At 71.5% G+C, this 26,033-nt stretch carries 26 protein-coding genes and 2 pseudogenes; 18 read left to right on the forward strand and 10 right to left on the reverse strand.

Annotated elements, in window-relative coordinates; all coding sequences use genetic code 11:
- Window positions 1–252: 252 nt before the first annotated feature.
- Genes OG522_RS19920 through OG522_RS19930 form a run of 3 tightly spaced genes read left to right on the forward strand, consistent with a single transcriptional unit; the run spans window position 253 to window position 2,963 of the window.
- Entirely contained in the window at window positions 253–1,101 is an 849-nt protein-coding gene (locus OG522_RS19920) for an NAD-dependent epimerase/dehydratase family protein (protein WP_329464336.1), read from the forward strand.
- 12 nt (window positions 1,102–1,113) lie between these two features.
- Complete coding sequence (locus tag OG522_RS19925; RefSeq protein WP_329464337.1) at window positions 1,114–2,160, forward strand: MraY family glycosyltransferase; 1,047 nt, start codon at window positions 1,114–1,116, stop codon at window positions 2,158–2,160.
- A gap of 32 nt (window positions 2,161–2,192) precedes the next feature.
- Complete coding sequence (locus OG522_RS19930) at window positions 2,193–2,963, forward strand: FkbM family methyltransferase (protein WP_329467650.1); 771 nt, start codon at window positions 2,193–2,195, stop codon at window positions 2,961–2,963.
- Between the two features lie 11 nt (window positions 2,964–2,974).
- On the opposite strand, the gene OG522_RS19935 is transcribed toward OG522_RS19930, so the two are convergent.
- Window positions 2,975–3,943: a hypothetical protein gene (locus OG522_RS19935; RefSeq protein WP_329464338.1), complete on the reverse strand. Its 969-nt coding sequence runs from the start codon at window positions 3,941–3,943 to the stop codon at window positions 2,975–2,977.
- Between the two features lie 261 nt (window positions 3,944–4,204).
- Here OG522_RS19935 and dnaK point away from each other — a divergent pair, with 261 nt between their 5' ends.
- Genes dnaK through OG522_RS19955 form a run of 4 tightly spaced genes read left to right on the forward strand, consistent with a single transcriptional unit; the run spans window position 4,205 to window position 8,383 of the window.
- Window positions 4,205–6,067, forward strand: a complete 1,863-nt coding sequence (gene dnaK / locus OG522_RS19940) for a molecular chaperone DnaK (RefSeq protein ID WP_329464339.1) — start codon at window positions 4,205–4,207, stop codon at window positions 6,065–6,067.
- Window positions 6,067–6,705, forward strand: coding sequence for a nucleotide exchange factor GrpE (gene grpE / locus OG522_RS19945; RefSeq protein WP_329464340.1), 639 nt, complete (start codon window positions 6,067–6,069; stop codon window positions 6,703–6,705). Before dnaK ends, grpE begins: the two co-directional genes overlap by 1 nt.
- A 45-nt stretch (window positions 6,706–6,750) precedes the next feature.
- Complete coding sequence (dnaJ, locus tag OG522_RS19950) at window positions 6,751–7,932, forward strand: molecular chaperone DnaJ (protein ID WP_329464341.1); 1,182 nt, start codon at window positions 6,751–6,753, stop codon at window positions 7,930–7,932.
- A gap of 1 nt (window position 7,933) precedes the next feature.
- Window positions 7,934–8,383 carry a heat shock protein transcriptional repressor HspR gene (locus tag OG522_RS19955; protein WP_329464342.1) on the forward strand — a complete coding sequence of 150 codons (450 nt, stop codon included), beginning with the start codon at window positions 7,934–7,936 and terminating at the stop codon, window positions 8,381–8,383.
- Between the two features lie 78 nt (window positions 8,384–8,461).
- Here OG522_RS19955 and OG522_RS19960 read toward each other — a convergent pair whose 3' ends face one another.
- A complete protein-coding gene (locus tag OG522_RS19960; RefSeq protein WP_329464343.1) occupies window positions 8,462–9,397 on the reverse strand; it encodes a helix-turn-helix transcriptional regulator in 936 nt (311 codons plus the stop codon).
- Between the two features lie 212 nt (window positions 9,398–9,609).
- Between OG522_RS19960 and OG522_RS19965 the strand changes: the two genes are divergently transcribed.
- Window positions 9,610–9,780, forward strand: coding sequence for a hypothetical protein (locus OG522_RS19965; protein WP_329464344.1), 171 nt, complete (start codon window positions 9,610–9,612; stop codon window positions 9,778–9,780).
- On the forward strand, window positions 9,777–10,109 hold the full coding sequence (locus OG522_RS19970) for a (2Fe-2S)-binding protein (RefSeq protein WP_329464345.1): 333 nt from the start codon (window positions 9,777–9,779) through the stop codon (window positions 10,107–10,109). The genes OG522_RS19965 and OG522_RS19970 overlap by 4 nt, the downstream gene beginning before the upstream one ends.
- 112 nt (window positions 10,110–10,221) lie before the next feature.
- Here OG522_RS19970 and OG522_RS19975 read toward each other — a convergent pair whose 3' ends face one another.
- Window positions 10,222–10,635: a pyridoxamine 5'-phosphate oxidase family protein gene (locus tag OG522_RS19975; protein WP_329464346.1), complete on the reverse strand. Its 414-nt coding sequence runs from the start codon at window positions 10,633–10,635 to the stop codon at window positions 10,222–10,224.
- A 129-nt stretch (window positions 10,636–10,764) separates the two neighbouring features.
- On the opposite strand from OG522_RS19975, the gene clpB reads away from it, so the two are divergent.
- Window positions 10,765–13,365, forward strand: a complete 2,601-nt coding sequence (clpB, locus tag OG522_RS19980) for an ATP-dependent chaperone ClpB (protein WP_329464347.1) — start codon at window positions 10,765–10,767, stop codon at window positions 13,363–13,365.
- 115 nt (window positions 13,366–13,480) lie between these two features.
- Window positions 13,481–14,023 carry a YbjN domain-containing protein gene (locus OG522_RS19985; RefSeq protein ID WP_329464348.1) on the forward strand — a complete coding sequence of 181 codons (543 nt, stop codon included), beginning with the start codon at window positions 13,481–13,483 and terminating at the stop codon, window positions 14,021–14,023.
- Window positions 14,024–14,038: 15 nt separating this feature from the next.
- Here OG522_RS19985 and OG522_RS19990 read toward each other — a convergent pair whose 3' ends face one another.
- The 5 genes and pseudogenes from OG522_RS19990 to OG522_RS20010 form a co-directional block, all read right to left on the reverse strand.
- A complete protein-coding gene (locus tag OG522_RS19990) occupies window positions 14,039–15,247 on the reverse strand; it encodes a glycosyltransferase family 39 protein (protein WP_329464349.1) in 1,209 nt (402 codons plus the stop codon).
- Between the two features lie 141 nt (window positions 15,248–15,388).
- Window positions 15,389–15,550, reverse strand: a pseudogene (locus OG522_RS19995) (aminotransferase class I/II-fold pyridoxal phosphate-dependent enzyme); the annotation flags it as partial.
- Window positions 15,551–15,552: 2 nt separating this feature from the next.
- On the reverse strand, window positions 15,553–15,813 hold the full coding sequence (locus OG522_RS20000) for a Txe/YoeB family addiction module toxin (RefSeq protein WP_328680960.1): 261 nt from the start codon (window positions 15,811–15,813) through the stop codon (window positions 15,553–15,555).
- 10 nt (window positions 15,814–15,823) lie between these two features.
- Window positions 15,824–16,081, reverse strand: a complete 258-nt coding sequence (locus OG522_RS20005; RefSeq protein WP_329464350.1) for a type II toxin-antitoxin system Phd/YefM family antitoxin — start codon at window positions 16,079–16,081, stop codon at window positions 15,824–15,826.
- 139 nt (window positions 16,082–16,220) lie between these two features.
- Window positions 16,221–16,663: pseudogene (locus OG522_RS20010) on the reverse strand (aminotransferase class I/II-fold pyridoxal phosphate-dependent enzyme); the annotation flags it as partial.
- Between the two features lie 173 nt (window positions 16,664–16,836).
- Here OG522_RS20010 and OG522_RS20015 point away from each other — a divergent pair.
- The 4 genes from OG522_RS20015 (at window position 16,837) to OG522_RS20030 (ending at window position 20,669) form a co-directional block, all read left to right on the forward strand.
- On the forward strand, window positions 16,837–17,118 hold the full coding sequence (locus OG522_RS20015; protein ID WP_329467895.1) for a hypothetical protein: 282 nt from the start codon (window positions 16,837–16,839) through the stop codon (window positions 17,116–17,118).
- Window positions 17,118–17,390 carry a hypothetical protein gene (locus tag OG522_RS20020; protein WP_329467651.1) on the forward strand — a complete coding sequence of 91 codons (273 nt, stop codon included), beginning with the start codon at window positions 17,118–17,120 and terminating at the stop codon, window positions 17,388–17,390. The genes OG522_RS20015 and OG522_RS20020 overlap by 1 nt, the downstream gene beginning before the upstream one ends.
- A 322-nt stretch (window positions 17,391–17,712) precedes the next feature.
- A complete protein-coding gene (locus OG522_RS20025) occupies window positions 17,713–19,797 on the forward strand; it encodes a hypothetical protein (RefSeq protein ID WP_329464351.1) in 2,085 nt (694 codons plus the stop codon).
- Between the two features lie 119 nt (window positions 19,798–19,916).
- Window positions 19,917–20,669, forward strand: a complete 753-nt coding sequence (locus OG522_RS20030; RefSeq protein WP_329464352.1) for a UPF0158 family protein — start codon at window positions 19,917–19,919, stop codon at window positions 20,667–20,669.
- 221 nt (window positions 20,670–20,890) lie between these two features.
- Here OG522_RS20030 and OG522_RS20035 read toward each other — a convergent pair whose 3' ends face one another.
- Both OG522_RS20035 and OG522_RS20040 read right to left on the reverse strand, forming a co-directional pair.
- The gene (locus tag OG522_RS20035; RefSeq protein ID WP_329464353.1) at window positions 20,891–22,081 is read right to left on the reverse strand and encodes a pyridoxal phosphate-dependent aminotransferase; all 1,191 of its coding nucleotides are present in this window, start codon (window positions 22,079–22,081) and stop codon (window positions 20,891–20,893) included.
- 295 nt (window positions 22,082–22,376) lie between these two features.
- Window positions 22,377–22,574, reverse strand: coding sequence for a hypothetical protein (locus OG522_RS20040; protein WP_329464354.1), 198 nt, complete (start codon window positions 22,572–22,574; stop codon window positions 22,377–22,379).
- A 379-nt stretch (window positions 22,575–22,953) separates the two neighbouring features.
- On the opposite strand from OG522_RS20040, the gene OG522_RS20045 reads away from it, so the two are divergent.
- From OG522_RS20045 to OG522_RS20055, 3 genes are all read left to right on the forward strand, one after another.
- Complete coding sequence (locus tag OG522_RS20045) at window positions 22,954–23,478, forward strand: DUF2617 family protein (RefSeq protein WP_329464355.1); 525 nt, start codon at window positions 22,954–22,956, stop codon at window positions 23,476–23,478.
- An 83-nt stretch (window positions 23,479–23,561) separates the two neighbouring features.
- Window positions 23,562–25,145 (forward strand): polyamine aminopropyltransferase, encoded by a 1,584-nt coding sequence (locus OG522_RS20050; protein ID WP_329464356.1) that lies wholly within the window; start codon window positions 23,562–23,564, stop codon window positions 25,143–25,145.
- A gap of 87 nt (window positions 25,146–25,232) precedes the next feature.
- A complete protein-coding gene (locus tag OG522_RS20055; protein ID WP_329464357.1) occupies window positions 25,233–26,018 on the forward strand; it encodes an SRPBCC domain-containing protein in 786 nt (261 codons plus the stop codon).
- Window positions 26,019–26,033: the final 15 nt, after the last annotated feature.

A 26,033-nucleotide genomic window follows, 5' to 3' on the forward strand; every position in this document is an offset into this window, starting at 1 on the left:
CGAGGTGGGTGACGGGGGACGGGCTCGAACGGATTACTAAGCAGTAACTTATCCAGTCCACCTGAGCGTACCCACTTATCCCGCCGCACTGTAGCCGCGCAAGCGGTGATCTGTGTCGCTCAGAGTGCCCTCGAACGCGACCGGTTATCCATCGTGTTATTCACCACATATGCGGACATAACAAACTAACTTGTTCTCCGCCACTTCTTGTTCTCCGCGCCTTGCCGACGATCGAACCGAATTGGGTGTCCCATGCCAGCTCCCGCCACGTACCTCGTCACCGGTGGCGCCGGATTCATCGGCTCGCACCTCGCCGACGCGCTGCTCGGCCGGGGCCACACCGTGATCGTGCTCGACGACCTGTCCACCGGCGCCCGCGCCAACCTCGCCGCCGTCTGGTCCGACCCACGGCTGCGCTTCGTGCGCGGCTGCGTCCTGGACGAGCGCCTCACCGACGAACTGACCGCGCGCTGCGACACCGTGGTCCACCTCGCCCCCGTGACGGGCTGCGTCGGCGCCGCGGCCCTGCGGCACGGCCGCGGGCTCCTGATCGCGGCGGCGGACGGCCGCGGCGAGGCGGCCGCGGGCGCCACCGTCGTACGGATCGGGGAGACCGTCGGACCCCGCCAGTCGCCCGGACATGGCACCCTGCTGCGCCGCCTGGTGCGCCGGGCCGTCGCCGGCGAGCCGCTCACCGTGTACGGCGGCGGCACCCGGCGCTGCCGCTTCCTCGACGTCGCCGACGCGGTGGACGCGCTGCTCGCCCTGCTCGCGCACCCGGCTGCCGCGGGCGCCGAGTTCGATCTCACCGGCGCCGAGGAGACGACCGTCCTGGCCCTGGCCGAGCGCACGCTGGCCCGCAGCGGCGTCGCCGGCGAGGTCCGCCGGCTTCCGTACCCCGACGACCGCGCCCCGTGCGAACAGGAAACTGCTACCCCGCCCGACCCGGCGCGGCTGAGCGAACTCACCGGCTGGCGGCCCGCGCGCGGCCTCGACGACATCCTCGACGCGGCGCTCGCGCGGGCCCGCACCGAAGCGCCCGTCGTCCTGCCCGGCCTGCGCCTGCCCGCCGCCTCGCCGGCCGGGCAGCACCTCGGCTGAGGGGGGCCGGACATGCTGCACGGGATCACGGCCGCCACCTCGGCCCTCGTACTGGCCGCCCTGCTGGCCGGCCTCATCCGCACCCTAGCCCTGCGCTTCGGCTGGGCCGGGGTCCGCAGGCGCGGCACCACCCCGCACCTCGGCGGCATCGCCGTCGCGCTCGCCACCCTCGGCGTGGCCTGCGCGGGGCCGCTGCTCGGCGTCGCCGAACTCGGCGAGGGCGTCGCCCCCCTGCTCGGCGCGGCCGGCGCGGTCGCGCTGCTCGGCCTGGTCGGCGACCTTCGGCCGCTGGGCGGACGGGTCCGGCTCGGCGCGGAAGCCGCCGCCGCTACCGCTGTCGTCACGCTGGCCGGTCTGCCGCCGGGCGCGGGCGCCCTCGCGGTGCTGTGGATCGTGTTCGTCACCAACGCCTTCCAGCTCCTGGACACCTCCGACGGCGCGATGGGCGCGGTCGCCGCCGTCACCGCGCTCGGCCTCGCGGTCTGCGCCATCGCCGAGGGCCGCCCCGGACACGGGCTGCTCCTGAGCGTGCTCGCCGCCGCCCTGACCGGCTTCCTGCTGCACAACTGGCACCCGGCCCGCATCCATCTCGGCGACTGCGGCTCCCTGTTCACCGGGTTCCTGCTCGCCTCCTCCGCGGTGGCCGTGCACGCCACCACGCCCGCCCCGCAGGCCACCGCCGAACTGTTCGCGCTGACCGTCGTCGTCCTCACCGACACCCTGCTGGTCCTGGTGTCCCGGCGCCTCGTGGGCCGCCCGCTGCTGCGCGGCGGCGGCGACCACATCGCCCACCGGCTGCGCCGCATGGGCTTCACCACCCAGGGCTCGGCCGTCGTCCTGGGCCTCGCGTCGCTGGCCGCGACCCTCGTCGGTCTCCAGATCCACGACGGGCGCATCGCCCCGGTCGCGGTGCTGCCGCTCGGCCTCCTGGTGCCCTCCGCGGTGGTGCTGCTGCTCCGGGTGCCGGTGTACGGCCCGGCCTCGCGGCGCCGCGCACCCCGCGCCCGTACCCCCGCGGGATCCACCGCCTCCGTCGACATGGCGGGCGGCCGCGGATGACCCCGTTTCCAGCAGGGAGCAGTACGCACGTGATGACCTACCTCCTGCGCCGGGCGCGCCGCGCGCTGCGCCGCCTCGGCGTCGACGTGGTGCGCCACCGCCCCGGCGCCGACGACCTGGTCCGCCTGCTCAGCCGGTACGAGATCGACCTGGTCATCGATGTCGGCGCGCACCGCGGCGACTTCGGCGCCCGGCTGCGCGAGGCGGGCTACCGCGGCCGCATCGTGTCCTTCGAGCCGCTGCGCGAGGCCCGCGCCGAACTGCGTCACCGCGCCGCCCTCGACGACACCTGGAGCGTCCTGCCGTACGCGCTCGGCGACCGCACCGGCACCGCGACCCTCAACGTCTCCGGCCACTGCGGCCCAGCGAGCTCCTTCCTGGAGATGATGCCCCGCCACCTCGCCGCCGCGCCCCGCACCGCGTACACGGGCGACGTCATCGTGGAGACGCGCCGCCTGGACGAGCTCTGGGAGCAGGTCACCGCCCCCGGCGAGCGGGTCTTCCTCGCGCTGGACGTGCAGGGGTACGAGGCTCAAGTCCTGGGCGGGGTGGGCGAGTTCGCCGACGAGATCTGCGGGCTGCGGATCGGCGCGCCGCTGGTGCCGCTCTTCAAGGGCGCCCCGCTCTTCGACGAGCTGCTCGCGCTGGCCCGGGAGGGGCTCGGCCTGACGCTGATGTCGATGGCACCGGGCCTCAGCGACCCCCGCGACGGCCGCCTGCTCCAGTGCGACCTGGTGCTGCTGCGCGAGGACAGCCCCCGCCCCGATGAGCAGGTGCCCGCGCAGGTCCCGGCCGCCGTGTGAGCCGTGCGGGCCTAGGCCCAGAAGCCCTGGTGGGTGGGGAAGCCCTCCCACGGGTCGCTCGGCGGGGCCGGGAGCGGGACGTAGGCGCGCAGCATGTGCTGGAGGGCGTGGCGTTCGGTGAGGCGGGCGGCGGCCCAGGTGCGCAACCCGGCCGCCCGGCGCAGCAGTTCGGCCGGGTCCTGGCGCAGCAGCTCCCGCACCCGGTCAGCCGCCTTGCGCGGGGTGTCCACCAGGTGCAGCCCGTGTTCGGGACCCGGCAGCCACTCCAGACCGGGGCGGCGCGGGCCGACGTGGGCGCGGCCCGCCCCGAGCGCGAGGGGGAGCCGTTCGCAGAAGTACCCGGCGTGGTGGCGGTGGTGGTGCCAGCCGACGGTGACCAGCGCGCGCCGCAGCGCCCCGGGCGACTCGGGGTGCTCCGGCCGGTACGGCATCGGGTCACCCGCGAGCAGGCCCCTCAACTCCCTTGCTAGCAGCCGGTGTTCGCGTCCGCGGCCGGCGATCAGGGCGACCCCGCTCGGTTCGTGGTGGGCGGGCTCGTCCAGGAAGGGCTGCGGCACGGTGTGCGGTACGTAGTGCACGGGGCGGCGGGCCGCGCGCTGGAGCAGTGCCGCCTGTGGGCCCATGGCCACGCTGTAGATCTCCTCCGCGCACCGCATCCAGACCAGGTTGCGCTCGCGGGGCGGCCGGCTCAGCCCGCTCCAGGCCTCGCCCTCCCACACCACGACGGGCGGCGCGCCGATGGCGCCGAGCCAGCCGAGCACGTCCCGGCGGCGCCAGGGGCGGGGTTGCGGCGACTGCACGAAGACCGCGCACGGGCGGACGTCGGCGGGCAGCGGCTGCCCGTCGCCGGGCACCACGCAGGCGTACCGGAGCAGCCCGTCGGCGGCGAGCGAGGCGAAGGCGGCCCCGAACCGGGTGTGCGGGCCCAGCGGGCCGCGCTCGTTGCCGATGTGCAGGACGAGGGGGGTGCGGGGGGTCATCGACGTACGCCTTCCTCGGTGCGGGAGGCTCATCATCGACGGACAAAAGGCGTGAAACGGAAAGGCCGGGCCGCTGGCCGGGGGTGAACGACCGGAAGGGTGCCGCCCGTTCGGGCCCGGTGTGAGCTGGCCCGACGGCTCTGATTGCCGGTAAGCGCAGGATAAAAGTTGAGTCGATGCCACTCAGCTCTGTTGACGCCGTGGGACGAGTGATGCATCCTTGAGCCAGTTCCACTCAAGTAGTCAGTTGGAGGAATCGAAATGGCACGTGCGGTCGGCATCGACCTGGGCACGACTAACTCCGTCGTCAGCGTTCTTGAAGGCGGCGAGCCCACCGTCATCACCAACGCAGAGGGCGCCAGGACCACGCCGTCCGTCGTCGCCTTCGCGAAGAACGGCGAGGTGCTGGTCGGCGAGGTCGCCAAGCGCCAGGCGGTCACCAACGTCGACAGGACCATCCGGTCGGTCAAGCGCCACATGGGCACCGACTGGAAGATCGAGCTCGACGGCAAGAGCTTCAACCCGCAGCAGATGAGCGCCTTCATCCTGCAGAAGCTGAAGCGTGACGCGGAGGCCTACCTCGGCGAGAAGGTCACCGACGCGGTCATCACCGTGCCGGCGTACTTCAACGACTCCGAGCGCCAGGCGACCAAGGAAGCCGGCGAGATCGCGGGCCTCAACGTCCTGCGCATCGTCAACGAGCCGACGGCCGCCGCCCTGGCCTACGGTCTCGACAAGGACGACCAGACCATCCTCGTCTTCGACCTCGGTGGCGGCACCTTCGACGTGTCCCTCCTGGAGATCGGCGACGGCGTCGTCGAGGTGAAGGCCACCAACGGTGACAACCACCTCGGTGGTGACGACTGGGACCAGCGCGTCGTCGACTACCTGGTCAAGCAGTTCCAGTCCGGTCACGGCGTGGACCTGTCCAAGGACAAGATGGCCCTCCAGCGCCTCCGCGAGGCCGCCGAGAAGGCCAAGATCGAGCTGTCCTCGTCCACCGAGACCTCGATCAACCTGCCCTACATCACGGCGTCCGCCGAGGGCCCGCTGCACCTGGACGAGAAGCTCACGCGCGCCCAGTTCCAGCAGCTCACCAGCGACCTCCTGGAGCGCTGCAAGACGCCGTTCCACAACGTCATCAAGGACGCGGGCATCAACCTGTCCGAGATCGACCACGTCGTTCTCGTCGGCGGTTCCACCCGCATGCCGGCCGTCGCCGAGCTCGTCAAGGAGCTGACCGGCGGCAACGAGGCCAACAAGGGCGTCAACCCGGACGAGGTCGTCGCCATCGGCGCCGCCCTCCAGGCCGGTGTCCTCAAGGGCGAGGTCAAGGACGTCCTGCTCCTCGACGTCACCCCGCTGTCCCTCGGCATCGAGACCAAGGGAGGGATCATGACCAAGCTCATCGAGCGCAACACCACGATCCCGACCAAGCGGTCCGAGATCTTCACGACGGCCGAGGACAACCAGCCGTCCGTGCAGATCCAGGTCTACCAGGGCGAGCGCGAGATCGCGGCGTACAACAAGAAGCTCGGGATGTTCGAGCTGACCGGTCTGCCGCCGGCCCCGCGCGGTGTCCCGCAGATCGAGGTCGCCTTCGACATCGACGCCAACGGCATCATGCACGTGACCGCGAAGGACCTCGGCACGGGCAAGGAGCAGAAGATGACCGTCACCGGCGGCTCCTCGCTGCCGAAGGACGAGGTCAACCGCATGCGTGAGGAGGCCGAGCAGTACGCGGAGGAGGACCACCGCCGCCGCGAGGCCGCCGAGAGCCGCAACCAGGGCGAGCAGCTCGTCTACCAGACCGAGAAGTTCCTCAAGGACAACGAGGACAAGGTCCCGGGCGAGGTCAAGACCGAGGTCGAGGCCGCCGTCGCCGAGCTGAAGGAAAAGCTCAAGGGCGAGGACTCGGCCGAGATCCGCACCGCCACCGAGAAGGTCGCGGCCGTCTCGCAGAAGCTGGGCCAGGCCATGTACGCCGACGCCCAGGCGGCGCAGGGTGCGGCGGGTGCCGAGGGCGCCCAGCAGGCCCAGCCCGGTGGCAAGGAGGACGACGTGGTCGACGCCGAGATCGTCGACGACGAGAAGCCGCACGACACGAAGGGCGGCGCCGCCTGATGACGGAGGAGACCCCGGGCTTCGAGGAGAAGCCCGACGTCCCCTCCGGCGCTCAGGAAGACGCCGAGCCGAAGGCCGCCGACTCCTCCGAGAAGGGGAAGGCGGCCCCGGCCGGGGACGCAGCCAAGGACATCGCTCTGCAGGCTCAGCTGGACCAGGCCCAGACGGCGCTCGCCGAGCGCACCGCGGACCTCCAGCGCCTCCAGGCCGAGTACCAGAACTACCGCCGCCGCGTGGAGCGGGACCGCGTCACGGTCAAGGAGATCGCCGTCGCCGGCCTCCTGACCGAGCTGCTGCCCACGCTCGACGACGTCGGCCGGGCCCGTGAACACGGCGAGCTGACCGGCGGCTTCAAGTCGGTGGCCGAGTCTCTTGAGACGGTCGCCGCGAAGATGGGCCTCCAGCAGTTCGGCAAGGAGGGCGAGCCCTTCGACCCGACGGTCCACGAGGCCCTGATGCACAGCTACGCGCCGGACGTCACCGAGACGACCTGCGTGGCGATCCTGCAGCCCGGGTACCGGATCGGCGAGCGTACGATCCGGCCCGCCCGGGTCGCGGTGGCCGAGCCCCAGCCGGGGGCGGCCGCCAAGGACGAGAAGTCGGACGACGAGGAGAGCGGTGGCCCCGACAAGGGCTGACGCAGCGGTCTTGGAAGCAGTGACCGTTCGGAAGGAGGGACGTCGATGAACACGAAGGACTTCGTCGAGAAGGACTACTACAAGGTTCTCGGCGTCCCCAAGGACGCCACCGATGCCGAGATCAAGAAGGCGTACCGCAAGCTCGCCCGCGAGAACCACCCGGACGCCAACAAGGGCGACACCAAGGCGGAGGAGCGCTTCAAGGAGATCTCCGAGGCCAACGACATCCTCGGCGACCCCAAGAAGCGCAAGGAGTACGACGAGGCGCGCGCCCTGTTCGGCAACGGCGGCTACCGGGCGGGTCCCGGGGCCGGCGGCGGCTTCAACTTCGACCTGGGCGACCTGTTCGGCGGGCAGCAGCCCGGCGGCGGCGCCGGGGCCGGCGGCTTCGGGGGCGGGCTCGGCGACGTGTTCGGCGGCCTGTTCAACCGGGGCGGCGCGGGCACCGGCACCCGCACCCAGCCGCGCCGCGGGCAGGACCTGGAGTCCGAGGTGACGCTCAGCTTCACCGAGGCGGTCGACGGCGCCACCGTCCCGATCCGGCTGTCCAGCCAGTCCCCCTGCAAGGCCTGCTCGGGCACCGGCGACAAGAACGGCACGCCCAGGGTGTGCCCGACGTGTGTCGGCACCGGCCAGGTCTCGCGCGGCTCGGGCGGCGGCTTCTCGCTGACCGACCCGTGCGTGGACTGCAAGGGCCGCGGCCTGATCGCCGAGAACCCGTGCGACATCTGCAAGGGCAGCGGGCGGGCCCGCTCCTCGCGCACCATGCAGGTCCGCATCCCGGCCGGCGTCAGCGACAACCAGCGCATCCGGCTGCGCGGCAAGGGCGCGCCGGGCGAACGGGGCGGCCCCGCGGGCGACTTGTACGTCGTCGTCCACGTGGACACCCACCCGGTCTTCGGCCGCAAGGACGACAACCTCACCATCACGGTGCCGGTCACCTATGTGGAGGCGGCGCTGGGCGGCGAGGTCAAGGTCCCCACCCTGGGCGGCCCCGCGGTCACCCTGAAACTGCCCGCGGGCACCCCCAACGGCCGTACGATGCGGGCGCGCGGCAAGGGCGCGGTCCGCAAGGACGGCACCCGGGGCGACCTGCTGGTCACGGTCGAGGTGGCCGTGCCGAAGGACATGGACGACAAGGCCCGCGAGGCCCTGGAGACCTACCGCGAGGCGACTGCGGGTGAGGACCCGCGGGCAGAACTGTTCCAGGCCGCGAAGGGAGCATGAGATGGACCCCCGCCGGAGTCGGAACCCGTACGAGTTGAACGACGAGACGCCGGTGTACGTCATCTCGGTGGCGGCCCAGCTCTCCGGCCTGCACCCGCAGACCCTGCGGCAGTACGACCGCCTCGGCCTGGTCTCGCCCGACCGCACGGCCGGGCGCGGCCGGCGCTACTCGGCCCGTGACATCGAACTGCTGCGTACGGTGCAGCAGTTGTCGCAGGACGAGGGCATCAACCTGGCGGGCATCAAGCGCATCATCGAGCTGGAGAACCAGGTCGCGGCGCTTCAGGCGAGGGTGGCCGAGCTGTCGTCGGCGGTCGAGGGCGCGGCCGTCGCCATGCGGCAGCGCGAGGCCCAGGTGCACGCTTCCTACCGCCGGGACCTGGTCCCGTACCAGGACGTGCAGCAGGCGAGCGCGCTGGTCGTGTGGCGCCCGAAGCGGGCGACGGAGTAGTCCGGGCCGTCCGCGGCCCCGCGAGCGCTCTCAGGGCCCGCTGTCCCCTCTCCCGGGGCGGCGGGCCTTGTGCGTGCCTCAGGCGTCCTGGTCGAGGATCCCCGACTGGGCGATGAGGAAGCCGAGTTGGGCCCGGCTGCCGCTGCCGAGGGCGGCGGCCAGCTTGGCTATGTGGGCGCGGCAGGTGCGCACGTTCATGCCGAGGCGGCGGGCGATGGCCTCGTCCACGTGGCCTTCCACGAGGAGTTTGGCGATGGAGCGCTGGACGCCGGTGATGCCGGCCGTCTCCAGGTGGTAGGGCACCTCGTCGTCCCAGGGCGTGGCGTACTGCCAGAACTGGTCGAAGACGCCCACCAGGTACTGCACGAGCCCCTCGTGGCGCAGTTCCAGGGCGACTTGGCGGTCGCTGCGCGCGGGTATGAAGGCGATCTTGCGGTCCATGATGATGAGCCGGTCGATGATCTCCTCAAGGGTCCGCACCTCCAGACCGTACGGAGCGATCCGTTCCACATAGCCGATGGTGGCGGAGTGGTGGCGGGCGGTGTGCTGGTAGAGGGTGCGCATCTCCACCCCGCGGGCCACCAGTGGCTCGATGCGGCGCAGGCCCGCCTCGAAGCTCTCGGGTCTGCGGCCGCTGCCCGGCTGGATGACGAGAAGCTCCTCGGTGCACTCGTCGATGACGCCGTCCAGGGTCGCGTTGATGAGCTCCAGGCCTTCGAGGACCGTGATCGCGTGGGTGCCGGTGAGGGCCGGCGTGGCGATCGACATGAACGGCTCGAAGGTGTTGGCAAGTGCGACGGAGAGCTTCCTGCGCTCCTGGATCTCGCGCTCCAGCGGCTGGGTCAGCAAGTTGAGCACCACCGTGGGCGGAACCGGGCGCAGGAGTTGCGCGTCATCCGGGTCGGGGCGGAGCAGGGTGAGATCGACCAGGCACGGGGCCGAGTCGGCCTCTGAGCGGGTAATTCCCCCGGTACGCAGGGCAAGCGCGTACAGAGCCGTTCCTGTCTCGCACAAGTCAACCGGGCCGTGATCGTGTCCTATATGCCCCTGATTCAACCTAGTTGCACCCCCCTCATCCTTTTGAATTACAGGAACATGATGCCTGGCTGCGCTGGTGCAAGCGCTCGGAGTGGGCCATCGTCGTATCCGCGGGGGGAGGTAATGATCAAAAGAGGTGGAGATCGGCCATGAGCAGGATGGTTCGAGCACTAAGCACGACAGCCGTTGTGGCGGCTGCTCTCTGCGCTCTCTCGGCGCCTGGGGACCTCACTTGGGAGAGCCACCCCGCGAAGGATGTCGCGTCCCGGCAGGACATCACCTGGGAGATCGCGCCGAAGGCGGCGACGGTCGCCCAGGACATCACCTGGGAGGTCGCTCCCGCGGGTGCTGTCGCATGAGCTTCCCGCCCGACGACCGTACTTTCCGTCGCGAAATGGCCACGGCCTACCGCTCTGGGTGGCACTTCATCGACCTCGCCACAGCAGTTCCCCATCGTGGCGATTCGTTGATGGTCACCCTGCTCGGTGAGCCGATCCTGATCGCACGTGAGGACGACGAGGACGTCCGTGCCTACCGGTGCCTGCGCCGGCCGCGCGGGGCGCCGCAGCCCATTCGCTGCGTTGTCCGGTACGGCATGGTCTTCGTGAATCTTGACCAACGCGACCACCAGCTTTTCGAGTCGGAGACACAACCCGATTCATCCACCGCCACCCCCCGCAGTGCCTGACGCGATCCCCCGTCGTTGTACATCGCGCAGGTGCTTCCCCCACACAGCGGCGCCATCGTGGACCTGAACACGATGGCGCCGCTGTGCTGTCCGGGCACGGACGGCGCTCGTCTCAGGTGTTGCCCATCGCCCTGGTCAGCCTGATCTCGATGAGCACCCGGTCCGGGTTCGGGGCCGGGGTCCGCTGGTAGCGCACCGCGTAGCGCTCCACCGCGTCCGCGATCAGCTCCGCCTCCGTGCGCACGACGGCGCGGCCCTCCAGGGTCGCCCAGCGCCTGCCCTCCAGCTGGCAGAGCGCGACCCGCGCGCCGGCCGGGTCCACCGCGAGGGCGGCCAGGATGTTGGCGACCTTGCGGCTCCCCTTGTTGGTGATGATCCGCGCCAGCCCCGCCTGTGGGTCGTACGTCGCCCCCACCGGCACCACGTGCGGCGAGCCGTCCGGCCGCTGGGTGGTCAAGGTGCAGATGTGGCGCTCGCGCCAGAAGCTGAGATAGGCGTCGTCGGGTTTGCGTACGTCGATGGCCATGGCCAAGCAACCTAGTCGCCGGACTCCCTTCCGACACCTTGAGCGGAATAGACTCAACTTTGTGTACGTTGGAAGGGTCATGGGTGGTGGGGCCATGCCCAGCCGTACGAGGAGGAGGAGCGAACGCACGTGGATGCCGAGCTGACCAACAAGAGCCGGGACGCGATCAACGCGGCAAGCAGCCGGGCCGTCGCCGGGGGCCACCCGGATCTGACCCCCGCGCATCTGCTGCTCGCGCTCCTGGAGGGCCAGGACAACGAGAACATCACCGACCTGCTGGCCGCCGTGGAGGCCGACCAGGCCGCCCTGCGCTCCGGCGCCGAGCGGATCCTGGCCGGGCTGCCGAGCGTGACCGGCTCCACGGTTCCCCCGCCGCAGCCCAACCGCGAACTGCTCGCCGTCATCGCCGACGCCGCCCAGCGCGCCAAGGAGCTGGGCGACGACTACCTCTCCACCGAGCACCTGCTCATCGGCCTGGCGGCCAAGGGCGGACAGGCCGGTGAGATCCTCTCCGAGCAGGGGGCGAGCGCGAAGAAGCTCCTTGCCGCGTTCGAGACGAGCAGGGGAGGGCGCCGGGTGACCACACCCGACCCGGAGGGTCAGTACAAGGCACTGGAGAAGTTCGGCACCGATTTCACGGCCGCCGCCCGCGAGGGCAAGCTCGACCCGGTCATCGGCCGGGACCAGGAGATCCGCCGGGTCGTCCAGGTGCTCTCCCGGCGCACCAAGAACAACCCGGTGCTCATCGGCGAGCCCGGCGTCGGCAAGACCGCCGTCGTCGAGGGCCTCGCCCAGCGCATCGTGAAGGGCGACGTACCGGAGTCCCTGAAGAACAAGAGGCTGGTCTCGCTCGACCTCGGTGCAATGGTCGCAGGTGCGAAGTACCGCGGCGAATTCGAGGAGCGCCTCAAGACCGTCCTGTCCGAGATCAAGGAGAGCGACGGGCAGATCATCACGTTCATCGACGAGCTGCACACCGTGGTCGGCGCGGGCGCCGGCGGCGACTCGGCGATGGACGCCGGCAACATGCTCAAGCCCATGCTGGCCCGCGGCGAGCTGCGCATGGTCGGCGCGACCACGCTCGACGAGTACCGCGAGCGCATCGAGAAGGACCCGGCCCTTGAGCGCCGCTTCCAGCAGGTCCTGGTCGCCGAGCCGAGCGTGGAGGACACCATCGCGATCCTGCGCGGACTCAAGGGCCGCTACGAGGCCCACCACAAGGTGCAGATCGCGGACAGTGCCCTGGTCGCCGCCGCCACCCTCTCCGACCGGTACATCACCTCCCGCTTCCTGCCCGACAAGGCCATCGACCTGGTGGACGAGGCCGCGTCCCGGCTGCGCATGGAGATCGACTCCTCGCCCGTCGAGATCGATGAACTCCAGCGCGCCGTCGACCGGTTGCGCATGGAGGAGCTGGCCCTCAAGAACGAGACCGACGCCGGTTCGCTCCAGCGCCTGGACAAGCTCCGCAAGGACCTCGCCGACAAGGAGGAGGAGCTGCGCGGCCTCACCGCGCGCTGGGAGAAGGAGAAGCAGGGTCTCAACCGGGTCGGTGAGCTGAAGGAGAGGCTCGACGACCTGCGCGGCCAGGCCGAACGCGCCCAGCGCGACGGCGACTTCGACACCGCCTCCAAGCTGCTGTACGGCGAAATCCCGGGCCTGGAGCGGGAGTTGGAGGAGGCCGCCGAGGAGGAGGCCGAGCAGGAGAAGTCCAAGGACGCCAAGGACACGATGGTCAAGGAGGAGGTCGGACCCGACGACATCGCGGACGTGGTCGGTGCGTGGACCGGTATCCCCGCCGGGCGTCTGCTGGAGGGCGAGACGCAGAAGCTCCTGCGCATGGAGGCCGAACTGGGCAAGCGCCTGATCGGCCAGTCCGAAGCCGTCCAGGCCGTCTCCGACGCGGTGCGCCGCACCCGGGCCGGCATCGCCGACCCCGACCGTCCCACCGGCTCCTTCCTCTTCCTCGGCCCGACCGGCGTCGGCAAGACCGAGCTGGCCAAGGCCCTCGCCGACTTCCTCTTCGACGACGAGCGGGCGATGGTCCGCATCGACATGTCGGAGTACGGCGAGAAGCACAGCGTCGCCCGCCTCGTCGGAGCGCCCCCCGGCTACGTCGGCTACGAGGAGGGCGGCCAGCTCACCGAGGCGGTCCGGCGCCGCCCGTACAGCGTGGTGCTCCTGGACGAGGTGGAGAAGGCGCACCCCGAGGTCTTCGACGTGCTGCTCCAGGTCCTGGACGACGGCCGGCTCACCGACGGGCAGGGCCGCACGGTCGACTTCCGCAACACGATCCTGGTCCTGACCTCCAACCTGGGCAGTCAGTACCTGGTCGAGCCGACGACGTCGGAGGCGGAGAAGAAGCAGCAGGTCCTGGAGCTGGTCCGGGCGTCCTTCAAACCCGAGTTCCTCAACCGCCTGGACGACCTGGTGGTCTTCTCGGCGCTCACCAAGGACGAGCTGTCCCACATCGCCGAGCTCCAGATCGCCCGCCTGGCCAAGCGCCTCGCGGACCGCAGGCTCACCCTTGAGGTCACCCCGGCCGCCCTTGAGTGGCTCGCGGAGGAGGGCAACGACCCCGCCTACGGAGCGCGCCCGCTGCGCCGTCTGATCCAGACCGCCATCGGCGACCGGCTCGCCAAGGAGATCCTGGCGGGCGAGATCAAGGACGGCGACACGGTTCGGGTGGACCGATTCGGGGAGGGGTTGATCGTGGGGGCCGCGAGCTGATTGAGCCACCCGCGCCCGATTCGGTCAGCCCGCAGCGGATACCCGGGGGCGGGGCTTGCCAGCCCCGCCCCGCAATGGGGGAGGATGACCGGAACCGTACGAAGGAAGATTCACGATGAGCATCGACCCGTCCTCGATTCCGAATTTCGGGGCTCAGCCCGGCCCGCCGTCCGGCGGCGCGCCCTCCGGGCCCGTCATCCCCGACCAGGACCTGGTGAAGCAGCTCCTGGACCAGATGGAGCTCAAGTACGTCGTGGACGACGAGGGCGACCTCGCCGCGCCGTGGGAGGATTTCCGTACGTACTTCATGTTCCGCGGCGAGGACGACCAGCAGGTCTTCTCGGTGCGGACGTTCTACGACCGGCCGCACAGCATCGACGACAAGGTGCAGATCCTTGAGTCGATCGACGACTGGAACCGCCGCACCCTGTGGCCCAAGGTCTACACGCACACCCACGACGACGGCACCGTCCGCCTGATCGGTGAGGCGCAGATGCTGATCGGCACCGGTGTCGCTCTTGAGCACTTCGTGTCGTCCACGGTGAGCTGGGTCCGCGCCTCGATCGAATTCGACAAGTGGCTCCTGGAGCAGCTCGGCCTGGAGAAGGACGTCGAGGGCGGCGAGGGCGAAGAGCCGGGCGAGTCCGACTCCGAGTGAGCCCGGCGGCGTGACTCACAGCGCCATCGGGGCCAGCGCCAGCAGGTAGGCCCCGTAGCAGAACGAGAGCCCGGCCAGGGCGACGGTCACCGCGACCGCCGCCCGGGGCCGGGCTCTCGTCAGTGCGCGGGCGAGCGGCACGAGGAGCGGGAAGGCCGGGAGCAGGAAGCGCGGCTTCGATTCGAAGAAGCCGGACCCGCCGGCCGTGATCACCACCAGGACCGCCGTGTAGAGAAGCAGCACCAGCGGCGGCCGGTCCAGGGCGAACAGCACGAACAGCACCACCATCACCGCGGTCAGCAGCGCGGCCATCGTGAACCCCAGGTCGTACGGGGTCGTCGCCATCCGGGTGAGGAAGCGCGGCCAGCCCGCGCCGAAGTCGAAGCGCGAGGTCCAGCCGGCCTGCACCGCGAAGTAGCCGCCGAGCGGATCGCCCGTGCGCAGCCCGACCCACAGGACGTACCCGCACCAGCCGAGCGGCGCGCACAGCGCGGCCGCCCACGGCCGCCAGTCGCGCCGCCCGCCGCGCCAGATCTCGGGCACCGCCGCCGCCGTCACCGCCGCGGCCACCGCGACGGCGTTCGGCCGGGACAGGCCGGCCAGCAGGGCGAGCGAGCCCGCCCACAGCCAGTGGCGCTCCAGGGCCGCCCACAGCGACCACGCGGCCAGCGCCGTCATCACCGGCTCGGTGTACGCCATCGTCAGGACGACGGAGTGCGGAAGCAGCCCCCACAGCAGCACGAGCAGCGTGCCCACCCGGCGCCCGTACAGGCGCTCCCCGATCCGGTAGATCCCGCAGGCCGCGACCGCCGCCGCCGTCCACGACACGAGCAGTCCCGCGGTGCCGCCGGTGACGGGCAGCGCGGTGGTCACGGCCCGGATCAGGCCCGGATAGAACGGGAAGAACGCCAGGTCGCTCTGGACCGAGCCGTCCGGCCAGGACAGGGTGCGGCCGTAGCCGTGCGCGGCGATGCGGAGGTACCAGTCGGCGTCCCAGGCGGTCGCGAGCCGCGCGCGAGGTGACATCCCCCGGTGCCAGGCCACCGCCGCCAGGACCAGGAGCCCGATCAGCCGGGCGGCGGCGAACAGGCCGAGCGCGGGGGCCGCCCGGATCAGCACGTCCGCCCGGTGCGGAACGCGCGCGAGGCCCCGGACCCGGGCGGCGGCGGTGATCTCGGCGGACAGGGGGCACCTCCGGGCGCACTGGTCGGTCAGACCGACCATCCGCGCGGATCCGGCGTCCCGCACCCGGTGCGCCGCCTACCGGGTGGAACTTGGCCCACTCGGCGGCGTCCACGCGTGTCCCGTGTCCCGTGTCCCCGCGTGTCCCGTGTCCCCGCGTCGGCACGAGCGGGCGGGGCCGGACTACGGGGCCAGTGCCTTGAGCCGGGTGACTGCCTCTTCGAGCACCGCTGTCCGCTTGCAGAACGCGAAGCGTACGAAGGGGGCGCAGGCCTCCTTGTGGTCGTAGAAGACCGCGTTCGGGATCGCGACCACGCCGCAGCGCTCGGGCAGGGCGCGGCAGAAGGTCAGCTTTCGTAGTGGTAGCGGCACTGTGCGATCAGGACGCCGTCCTCGGTGGCCTTGTAGATCAGCCGGTGCTCATCGTTGATGCGGCGCGACCAGTAGCCCTGGAATCCGTGCTTGAGCGGTTCCGGTTTGCCGATGCCCTCGTTGCCGTTCCGGGTGATGTCCGCGATGAGCGCGTTGATGCGCTTGAGGATCTTCCGGTCCTGAAGCTGCCACCACAGGTAGTCCTCCCAGGCACGGGAGGAGAAGGTGATCTTCAACTCGCGGCCCTTACTCGTCCGTTGCCAGCTCGCGCACGATGCCGCCGCCGTTTTCCAGCTCGTCGATGGACGCAAGCAGGCGCCGGGCGTTGGCCGGACTGCGCAGCAGGTACGCCGTCTCCTTCAGGGACTCGTAGTCTTCAAGGGAGACGATGACGACCGGCTCATGTCCGGCCCGGGTGATGACGACCTCTTCGCGGTCGTCGGTGACGGAGTTGAGCACCTCGGCGTACCGCGCGCGCGACTCGGAATACGTCATGGTCTTCACAATCGACCTTCCTTCCACGTACAGAATATTGTACGTCCGCCCTGTTGGTGCGGCAAGCGCCGAAATGACGGCCTCCGGCGGGAAAGTGCCCGGCAGGCGAGGCGGCGGGGACGCGTCGACCAGTCCCGCAGGGCGACGGTCAGCCCGCGAATGCCTTGCGGAGCCGGCCGACCGCTTCCTCCAGCACGCTCACCTTCTTGCAGAACGCGAAGCGGACCTGACTGCGGCCGGCGTCGGGATCGTCGTTAGAAGACGGCGTTTGGGGATCGCCACGACGCCGCAGCGCTCGGGCAGGGCGCGGCAGAAGGCGTGGCCGTCGCTCTCGCCGAGGGGAGTGATGTCGGTGGTGATGAAGTAGGTGCCGGCCGGGCGGTGCACCGCGAACCCGGCCGCCGTGAGCCCCGCGCTCAGTAGGTCCCGCTTGGCCTGGTGGTCGGCGCGGAAGGCGGAGAAGTAGGAGTCGGGCAGGGACAGCGCCTCGGCCACCGCGTACTGGAAGGGCCCCGAGGCCACGTACGTCAGGAACTGCTTGGCCGAACGGACCGCGGTCACCAGTTCCGGGGCGGCGGTCACCCAGGCGACGCCTCGTTGGCCTACCTATTCGTCGGTGGTGCGACTGGCCCCGCTGCGGATCTCCGGCATCGTCGGTGAGCCGACCGCACAAGCCGTCCGGACCGGTCTCCCGGCCGTACCGCCGGGCTCGGTGGCGCGGCACTGTCCGTCGTATCCTGACCACGCACGGGAAGGAGCCGTCCATGAGCGTCGACGCGATCGTGCACACCGAGTTTCCCAAGGGGTACACGGTCCTGTTCGGGGCCGACGGAAAGGTGATCATGACCCCGCAGAGCGAAGAGCACTCCAGCACCATCAGGTCGATGCAGATCGACTCCGCTCTCGCCCTCGGCCGCCACGCGAAGGTCACCTCCGATGTCTACATCGACTTCCCCGCCGACGAGAACTCCGCCCCCGATCTGGCGATCCTTCGCGAGGACGCCCGCCGGAGGGCAAGCGCTACAGCTTCGAGGACGTCCTGCTGATCTCCGAGGTCGTCCCGACCTCTTCCGCGCGCAAGGACTACGACGACTGCACCGCGAAGTACGGCCGCTACGGCATCCCGATCTACCTGGTCCTGGACCCCTACGCCCAGGAAGTCGTCCTCCACACCCAGCCGACCGCCACCGGTTACATCGCGGCACACACGCACAAGTACGGCACGGGCAAGCTCCCCATCCCCCTGGCCGACGGCCGCACTTTCACCCTCGACCTCGACGAGCTCCCGCGCCCGGAGCCCGAGGCGGACGCCCGCTGACGACGGACTCCCGGTGCGGCCCGGCCCGTGCCGTTGGCACCGCTGTCGTCGGACTGTCGTTCCTGGTCGGGGGAGTCGGCTCGGCCTGCCCGGCCTTTCGTCGATCGGGATCGGCCAGGAGGCGTGCCGTTCCGTGTGCCGTGAGTCCGTGCGACGAAGTCCGGTTCGCCGCAAGGAAGTTCGAAGCCGTGTTTACTGCGGGTGACAACCACCACGTACTGCCCTTGAGGCAGCGGCCGCCCGTCCTCGGCCGAGTTGCCGGCCCCGGTTCGGCGATAGCGTGGCACGGCAACGACTGCTGCAGACAGGTGGACGAGATTTCATGCGGATGCGGTTCGAACCCGAGGCCGAGGAGGAGTTCGAGGCGGCGTGCGGACTGCTGGTCGACCGGCTGGTCCGGTGGGCCGGGGAGCAGGGGCTGGCGGTTGACGGCTTCCTGGCCGAGGCGGCGCTGGACTACCGGCACCGGGCGACTGCCGACGGCCGACTGGGGCGGTGGGAGTCGCGCCATGTGGAGGAGCTCCTGCTCTCCTGGCTTCCCCAGCAGGTCACTGAGCTTCCCGGGGAGGAACGCGCCGACGCCCCGGGCACACTGCGCACGCTGCTGCGCTACCTGCACGCCGCGCAGTTGGCGGACCCGCGCGGCCCCTCGCTCCAGGATTCCCTTGCCGTGGTCGACAGGGTCGCGGAACAGCATCCGGCGGCGATGACGGACCGCACTCGCTGGGGATTGGCGAAGTTCTGGGCGATGACGGCCGCTGAGCAGGGCGTGGACGTCCAGGACGGGGCGGCGTTTCAGCGCTTCGCGGACCGGGCGCAACGCGGGGAGGTCGCCTACGATCAGCAGGCTCTCGCCGCGATCATGGAGCGGCGGCTGACCGGCCGCGCGCTGTCCGGCGTGGCTCGGGCCGAGCCACAACTGCCCGTGACGCTTCCCCCGAACGACGAACTGCGCCGACGGGCCGAGGCGTCGACAACCGTGGCGCAGTTGCGCGGACTCGCCGAATGGGCGGGGCAGGGCGGCCGCCCGGTGACGGCGACGGGACGGCTGCGGATGGCGGAGGCCCGCGAGCTGGTGGACGTACTCGGCACCGGCGACAGGATTGAGGGGGTGCGCTCTTCGGCCGACCTGCCGCGGCTGGGACTGCTGATGGAGTGGGCGAAGAAGGCACGGCTGGTCCGGGTGGTCAAGGGGCGGTTGCACGCGGTGGCCAAGGCCCGGCCGGTGCTGGCCGACCCGCTCCAGCTGTGGCTGCGCGCCTTCGACGCTTGCTTCGAGTTGCGGCAGGCCCTGATCGGGGCGCGCAGCGGCTGGCACGTCGAGTCGATGCTCTTCGACGTCTACGAGCACATCCTGGACGACGTGCTGAACACGCTCTACAGCCTGTCGTACCCGATGCCCTGGCCGCGGCTGCACGACACCGTACACCTGGCCTATCGGACCTCCTTCCAGCTTGACGCCGGGTTGGACCTTCAGCACCGGATGTGGTTCGAGCACGCCGACCGGGATCTGCGCGTGGTGCTCGACCTGCTGGACGACCTGGGCGCGATCGAGCGTGACCGTGGGATGGCCGATCCTGTGTTCCTCGACATCGACCTCTCCGATGCCGGTCCCGAGCTGCTCGCGGACATGCCGCCGGAGCTCGCGGAGCTGCTGGGCGTCGCGGGGGAGGCAACGGACCCGGCGGCACGGGAGCGTGCCGATGCCCGGCGGGAGGAGCTGACCGCCGGGCCGGTCGAGCTCATCCGTCTCACCGAGCTCGGTACCCGGGCCGTACGACAGCGGTTGCTGGCGGCCGGCAGGGACGCACCGTTGGTCGGTGAACTGGCCCAGGCGTCGGCGGCCGGCCTGCTGGGGGTGCTGGCCGAGGACTACGCCCCGGACGCCGCCCGCACGGAGCTGGTCGGCTGGATCACGGCCCACGGCGAGCGGGAAGGTGCCCTGCGCCAACTGATCGACGCCGTAAGGACCATGACCTTCCGCACGCGTGCGCAGGCGATGCTCGACGTGCTGCTGGCGGCGTTGCCGGACGGTGAGGGCGAGCGGCTGCTGCGCACGCTGCAGCGAGACACACAGTTGGCGCCGCTGGCGCTGAACACGCTGGCACACCGTGAGTTGCTGTCCCCAGAGGACATGAGCGATGCAGAGTCTCTACTGGTGCTCGCCGAGAGCCTGCTTCAGCTCGTGGAGTTGGCGGGCGGCGGGGACGGCGCCGAGGAGACGCTGCGCGCCCAGGGCTCCCAGGCCAGGGACGCGGTTGCCGCCGCGTTGGACTCCGCGCACCCGGACCGGGCCGGACTCGACGAGCTCAGGCAGTTGGCGGCCCGGGCTTTGGGTACCCACCGCGCCCGCGCCCGGAAGGCTCGGCGCTCCTCAGGCAAGAGCGGCCGCAAGCGGCGCCGCTGACCGGGCAACACCGCCTGCCCCCAGGCGCCGGGTGCGCCGGCACTGGCACGGAGCCGGGCGGAGGGAAACCGATGGGTCCCGGCGTCGCACGTCCTCGGCGGCGCGTTACCGTCGGGGTCGTGGTTGAGGGATGGGGCGAGGACGGGTTGCGGGCCCTGCGTGGCGCGCTCCACGCGCAGGACGGAGTGGCGTTGCTTGCGGCGTTGCGTCGTGGGCCCGTGCGTGAGGTGCTGCAGCTGGTCGGCGATGGTGTGGCCGGGGCCGCGGCGCAGGGCCTGCCGGGGGCTGCGGAGATGGCGGCCTTGTGTCTCGGCGCGCTCCAGGAGCGCGGCTTCCGGGGCGATGAGGAGCTGGCGGAGAGGTTGCGCGCGGCCACGGGAGACGCGGCGATCCCCCTCCTGCGCCCGCTCGCGGTCGATCTGGAGATGCTCGCCATGCTGCTGGAGGGCGACCCGGCCGAGTCCGGTGGCCGGATCGATCTGTCCACCGGGGAGTGCTGGCCTGCGTTCACCGATGAGCTGGGGCCTGGGCCTGGGCCCGAGGCCGAGGAGGACGACGATCCCGAGCGATCGCTGTACGTGCCGGCTCTGGGGTCCCGGGCCGGTTACCGGGACATGGAGCTGTTCATCGGAGCGGTCGAGGACGTCGCCCTTGCCGACAGGCTGCGGATCGCCATCGGTGGGCGGGGCGCCTTCCGGCGCTTCAAGGACGTCCTCGCTGGTGACGAGCGCTCCTGGAGCCGGTACCACCGGTTCCGCGATGAGCGACAGCGCGGCCGAGCCCGCGCCTGGCTGGCCGAGGAGGGGTACTTCCCGCACATCACCTTCTTCGTAGAGCCCAGCTCGGGTTCGTATCCTTCGGGGCCGGTATGACTCTTTGCTGCCCCTGTCCTGCGTGATCCGGGGCGCTGTCACCGGGCCTGGCGGCGCCGGTTGATCGCTGATGAAAGTGTGTCCGCCGACAGGCGGGCTGTGTGATGTGACTGTCGATCACCGGTGTCCCGGTCGGCCAGGCAGCAGTCGAGTGCGGGTGCGCGACGGCTCGGAGCAACCAGGCCATGTGGCCGGTACATTTGCTGGTACATCTGTGGCTGTCAGGCGGCCAGCGTCTTGAGTCGGGAGGCCGCCTCCTCCAGCACGCCTGTCCGCTTGCAGAACGCGAAGCGGACAAAGGGCGCGCCGTGCTCGCGGTCGTCGTAGAAGACCGCGTTGGGGATCGCCACCACGCCGCAGCGCTCCGGCAGGGCGCGGCAGAAGGTGAAACCGTCGCTCTCACCAAGGGGCCGGATGTCGGTGGTGATGAAGTACGTGCCGGCCGGGCGGAAGACCTTGAAGCCCGCCCGCTCCAGGCCGCCCGCGAGCAGATCCCGTTTGGCCAGCATGTCCGCGCGGAAGTCCGCGAAGTACGAGTCGGGCAGGCGCAGGGCCTCGGCCACGGCGTATTGGAAGGGCCCGGAGGCGACATACGTCAGGTACTGCTTCGCCGAGCGGACGGCGGCCACGAGTTCTGCGGTACCGGTTACCCAGCCGACCTTCCAGCCGGTGAAGGAGAACGTCTTGCCCGCCGAGCCGATGGTCACCGTGCGCTCGCGCATGCCGGGGAGGGAGGCGAGCGGGATGTGCTCGGCGCCGTCGAAGACCAGGTGCTCGTACACCTCGTCGGTGATCACCAACAGGTCCCGCTCACAGGCGAGTTCGGCGACCGCGGTCAGCTCGGCGCGGGTCAGGACCGTGCCGGTCGGGTTGTGCGGGGTGTTGAGGAGGATCAGCCGGGTGCGCGGGGTGACGGCGGCGCGCAGCTCGTCCAGGTCGAGCACGAAGCGCCCGTCGGACGGGCGCAGGGTCACCGGGACCCGGGAGGCGCCCGCCATCGCGATGCACGCGGCGTACGAGTCGTAGTACGGCTCCAGGGCGATCACCTCGTCGCCGGGTTCGAGCAGGGCGAGCAGGGCGGCCGCGATCGCCTCGGTGGCGCCCGCGGTCACCAGGACCTCCCGGTCCGGGTCGTGGTCCAGGCCGTACCAGTGCCGCTGGTGTGTGGCGATCGCGGTGCGCAGTTCGGGCACGCCGGGGCCCGGCGGGTACTGGTTGCCGTGGCCCGCGCGCAGGGCCCGCACCGCGGCCTCCCGGACGGCTTCGGGCCCGTCGGTGTCGGGGAAGCCCTGCCCGAGGTTGATGGATCCGGTCCGCTGGGCGAGGGCGGACATCTCGGCGAAGATCGTCGTTCCGAACTCGGCGAGGCGGCGGTTGAGCAGGGGGCGCGCGCTGGAGGTCATGACGGCCATCCTGCGGGCAACCTCTGGAGTTGCTCAAGTGTGCTTTGGCGTGGGGCGGCCGGGGGCATCCCCCTTCCACGCGGGACCACGGGGGTCCGGGGACATGGGGACGGTGGGGGATGAACATCGCCATTGGGGTCGGGATCGTCGCGCTGGTGCTGTTGGTGTTCGCGATCGGCCCGGCCGGCCGGCGCCGGCGCAAGAGCCGGCGATCGGGCGGGCGCTCGTTGGCGTCCGGGGGGTCCGGCAGCTGGTGGGCGGGCGGTTCGGACGGCGGAAGCAGCGGCGGCCACCACGGGGGCGGTCACAGTGGGGGCGGCCACCACGGCGGGCACTCCTGCGGGGGCGGCCATTCGTCCTGCGGCGGGGGCCACTCGTCCTGCGGGGGCGGCGGCTGCGGTTCGAGCTGAGCGGCCCGCGGAAGTCCGGCGCGGCGGCGCGCCCCGGAGGGGTGCGGGGCGGTGGCATCGGGCGGCTGGGCCGTGGCGCGGGGTTGTGACATCGGTCGGTTTTGCCGCGGTGCGGGGTTGTGACAGCGGGCGGTTCCGCCGCGGCCGCGAGGGCGGTGACAGCGGGCGTCTCCGCCGCGGTGCGGGGCCGCGACATCGTGCGGCTGCGCCGCGGCGGACACCGACCGGGTGCTTTCTTTTCCGCCCGTAGTTGAACGTTTGAGCCCAGTGGCCCCCCAGGGGATGGAAACCACATCAAGTTGGGTAAAAAACCTGTGAGCGCCGCGCACTTCGTGATTCCCTCGCAGATGAGAAACGACGCAGCCCTCGGACCCCTCCCGGGCGACCAGAGCCGGTCCCCCGGTACCACGTTCCGGTCCGAGGTGACATCGGTCACCCACCCGCCACATGTGTGTTTTGCGGAGCCCACCCATGCTCACGACCCTCAAGACCGCCTACACCGACACGCGCGCCGCCGACCTCGCCTGGGCGCTGGGCCGGGAGCCGTTGCCCGCCCTCGCCGTGCTCGACCTCGAACTCGCCGGCGCCAAACTCCAGTTGAGACTTCTCGGCGCCTCGCACCAGGTGCTCCTCGACGAGGAGTGCGGTACCTGCTCGGAGACCGTCGCCTGCATGCCCGGCAGCAGTACGCCGCTGCCGCTCGGCGTGGCCAAGCGGCTCGGGCAGTGGGACTACGAGTTCGCCGCGCGCGTCGAGACCCTCTCGCACGGTTCGTTCGCGGGGCGCGCGCAGGAGCTGCTCGCCCTGGTCGCTGACCACCCCAACGGGCTGGCCGGAACGTTTCCGGGGTCCCCGCACGCGTTCACCGCGATGCTCGCCCAGCGCGGCGAGGGCCAGGTGTGGTGGCGAACCTGGCACGCCTACCCGCAGGAAGGGCAGTTGGTGGCGACGCGGACCCGGGTCGGCGCCCGGATGCCCGCACCCCTCGGGTTCTGAGGCGCCCGATTCGCCGGTGGCCCGCTCCAGTTGAACCCGTGTGGGTGACAGGAAGCGAACGGGGTGTCACGTAGCGTTCGGACATGATCGAACCGCTCCCCGCTCCCCTGAGGAGGCCGCGGTCGGGTCGGTTCCTCGTCCTGGCCGTCGTGTTCATCTGCGCCGCCTGCGGCCTGGTGTACGAGCTCGAACTGGTCGCCCTCGCCTCATACTTGATCGGTGACTCGGTCACCCAGGCCTCCGTGGTCCTGTCGGTGATGGTCTTCGCGATGGGTGTCGGCTCGCTGCTCGCCAAACGGCTGCGCTGCCGCGCCGCCGTCGGCTTCGGCCTCATCGAGACCACCCTCGCCCTGGTGGGCGGCTGCTCCGCGATGGCGCTGTACGCCACGTTCGCCTGGCTCGGCGGCTCCCGGTACGCGCTGGTCGCCTTCTCGCTCGCCATCGGCATGCTGATCGGCGCCGAGATCCCGCTCCTGATGACCCTCATCCAGCGCGTGTCGAGGCGCGTTGAGGGGGACGCGAGCGGCACCGTGGCCGACCTGTTCGCCGCGGACTACGTGGGCGCGCTGGTCGGCGGACTGGCCTTCCCGTTCCTGCTGCTTCCCCAACTCGGCCAGCTTACGGCCGCGTTGCTCACCGGCGCCGTCAACGCGATCGCGGGCGGCTCGCTGGTCCTGCTGCTCTTCGGCCGCGACCTGTCGACGCGCGCCCGCTGGGTGCTGCTCGGTGCCAACGTCCTCGTCCTTGTGGTGCTCGCCCTGACCACCGCCATGGTGGCCGACTTCGAACAGGCGGCGCGCCGCGCGGTGTACGGGGGCCAGGTGCGGGTCGCCGTCCAGAGCCGCGTCCAGGAGATCGTCCTCACCGGCCAAAAGAGCGGCCCGCTCGACCTGTTCCTCGATGGACGGCTGCGCGTCGACGGCCGCGACGGCTCCCGCTACCCTCGCTCCCTGGTCGGCCCCGCCCTCGACGCGGGTCCGCACGGCCGGGTCCTGATCCTGGGCGGCGGCGACGGCCTGGCCGCCCGGGAGGCGCTGCGCCACACCGGCGTCCGCTCGGTGACCGTCGTGGAGCGCGACCCGGCGATCCTTCAACTCGCCCGCACAGACCCGGCGTTGAGCACCCTGAACGGCCACGCCTACCAGGATCCGCGGCTGCGCCCGGTGGTCGCGGACGCCTTCGGCTGGCTGCGCCGGGACGGCCGCACCTCGGGAACGTACGACGTCATCGTCTCGGACCTGCCGGACCCCGGTGTCACCGCCGGTACCAAGTTCTACTCGCAGGAGTTCTACGGGCTCGCCTCCCGCGTGCTGGCTCCCGGCGGGCGGCTCGTGGTGCACGCCGGGACCGTGGCGAGCAGCCCCCGCACGTTCTGGACCGTCGAGAGGACCGTGCGCGCGGCGGGCCTGGCGACCTTCCCGTACCGCGCGGCCGGGCATGCGAGCGGCCCCGCGCGCGGCGGCGAGCGCGCGTCCGGCGCGGCTTCGGCGAAGCCCGCGCGCGACTGGGGATTCGTCCTGGCCGACCGCCCGGCACCGCTGTCGCTGGGCTCGGCCGGAGCCCGCCCGGGGGTGCGGCTGCCGGCCGGTGCCGAGCCGCTGACCGCGCCGGGCGAGGCGGCCCGGTACCCGCCCTCCACGCTGGTGCATCCGCGTTACTCCGGTTGAGCCGGACCCGCGCCGCGCGGACCGGGTACGCCACCCGCGCCGCGTTTGCGCAGACGTGACGGCCGGTGCTGAGTAGGCTCGGTGGCTATGGAGCATGAGGTGTTCGTTCCGGTTGAGGCCCAGTCACTCCGGCAGACGCTGCGCGACCCCGCCCGGGTCGCGGGCTGTGTGCCGGGGCTCCAGCAGGATGCGGGCGAGCCGCCCATCGCGGGCCGGCTGAAGGTCCGGCTCGGCGGGAGCACCATCACCTACCGCGGCGCCCTGCGCGTCAGCGAGCGCGACGGCGACGTGTTCGCCTTCGAGGGCGAGGGCGTCGAGGTGCGCGGGGCGGGCGCGGCCGAGCTCGCCCTGACGGTGCGGCTCGCCCCGGCTGACGGCGGCACCACGCTCGCCTTCACGGGGACCGCGCTCGCCGAGGGCCGGGCCGCCGACGTCCCCGACGAGGCGGTCAGGGCCTCGGCGGCCCGGCTGCTCGACCGGTTCGCCGCGGCGCTCGCCCAGCCCGCGGCGACCGAGGAGCCGTCCGCCACGCAGCTCGCCGACACCGACCTCAACACCGACCTCGACGCCGAGGCGCTCGCCTCGGTCTTCGAAGCGGAGGTGCCGCCGCCGTCCCTGGACCCGATCGCCGACGAGGAGTTCGCGATCGAGGTCGACGACACGATGCCCGCCGAGGCCGCACACGCCCGCCGCACGATGATCGGCCGCAGCGCCGAGGAGGTCGACCACGCCCCGCCGCGCGGCCGGTACGCACCGGTGCCCGCGCCCTCCGGCGGCGGTGCGGGTGCCACCCTGCGCTGGGTCGCACCGGCCGCGGCGCTCGCCCTCGCCTCGGCCGTCGTCGTCGGCCGCGCGCTCAGGCGCCGTCGCTGACCCCGCCCGGCGGCC

This window comes from Streptomyces sp. NBC_01431 (genome assembly GCF_036231355.1).
Classification (GTDB): domain Bacteria; phylum Actinomycetota; class Actinomycetes; order Streptomycetales; family Streptomycetaceae; genus Streptomyces.

Coding starts and splice junctions, on each gene's coding strand:
- OG522_RS19920 (WP_329464336.1), top strand. CDS start 253: ATGCCAGCTCCCGCCACGTACCTCGTCACCGGTGGCGCCGGATTCATC.
- OG522_RS19925 (WP_329464337.1), top strand. CDS start 1,114: ATGCTGCACGGGATCACGGCCGCCACCTCGGCCCTCGTACTGGCCGCC.
- OG522_RS19930 (WP_329467650.1), top strand. CDS start 2,193: ATGACCTACCTCCTGCGCCGGGCGCGCCGCGCGCTGCGCCGCCTCGGC.
- OG522_RS19935 (WP_329464338.1), bottom strand. CDS start 3,943: ATGACCCCCCGCACCCCCCTCGTCCTGCACATCGGCAACGAGCGCGGC.
- dnaK (WP_329464339.1), top strand. CDS start 4,205: ATGGCACGTGCGGTCGGCATCGACCTGGGCACGACTAACTCCGTCGTC.
- grpE (WP_329464340.1), top strand. CDS start 6,067: ATGACGGAGGAGACCCCGGGCTTCGAGGAGAAGCCCGACGTCCCCTCC.
- dnaJ (WP_329464341.1), top strand. CDS start 6,751: ATGAACACGAAGGACTTCGTCGAGAAGGACTACTACAAGGTTCTCGGC.
- OG522_RS19955 (WP_329464342.1), top strand. CDS start 7,934: ATGGACCCCCGCCGGAGTCGGAACCCGTACGAGTTGAACGACGAGACG.
- OG522_RS19970 (WP_329464345.1), top strand. CDS start 9,777: ATGAGCTTCCCGCCCGACGACCGTACTTTCCGTCGCGAAATGGCCACG.
- OG522_RS19975 (WP_329464346.1), bottom strand. CDS start 10,635: ATGGCCATCGACGTACGCAAACCCGACGACGCCTATCTCAGCTTCTGG.
- OG522_RS19985 (WP_329464348.1), top strand. CDS start 13,481: ATGAGCATCGACCCGTCCTCGATTCCGAATTTCGGGGCTCAGCCCGGC.
- OG522_RS19990 (WP_329464349.1), bottom strand. CDS start 15,247: ATGGTCGGTCTGACCGACCAGTGCGCCCGGAGGTGCCCCCTGTCCGCC.
- OG522_RS20015 (WP_329467895.1), top strand. CDS start 16,837: ATGAGCGTCGACGCGATCGTGCACACCGAGTTTCCCAAGGGGTACACG.
- OG522_RS20025 (WP_329464351.1), top strand. CDS start 17,713: ATGCGGATGCGGTTCGAACCCGAGGCCGAGGAGGAGTTCGAGGCGGCG.
- OG522_RS20035 (WP_329464353.1), bottom strand. CDS start 22,081: ATGGCCGTCATGACCTCCAGCGCGCGCCCCCTGCTCAACCGCCGCCTC.
- OG522_RS20040 (WP_329464354.1), bottom strand. CDS start 22,574: ATGTCACAACCCCGCGCCACGGCCCAGCCGCCCGATGCCACCGCCCCG.
- OG522_RS20045 (WP_329464355.1), top strand. CDS start 22,954: ATGCTCACGACCCTCAAGACCGCCTACACCGACACGCGCGCCGCCGAC.
- OG522_RS20050 (WP_329464356.1), top strand. CDS start 23,562: ATGATCGAACCGCTCCCCGCTCCCCTGAGGAGGCCGCGGTCGGGTCGG.
- OG522_RS20055 (WP_329464357.1), top strand. CDS start 25,233: ATGGAGCATGAGGTGTTCGTTCCGGTTGAGGCCCAGTCACTCCGGCAG.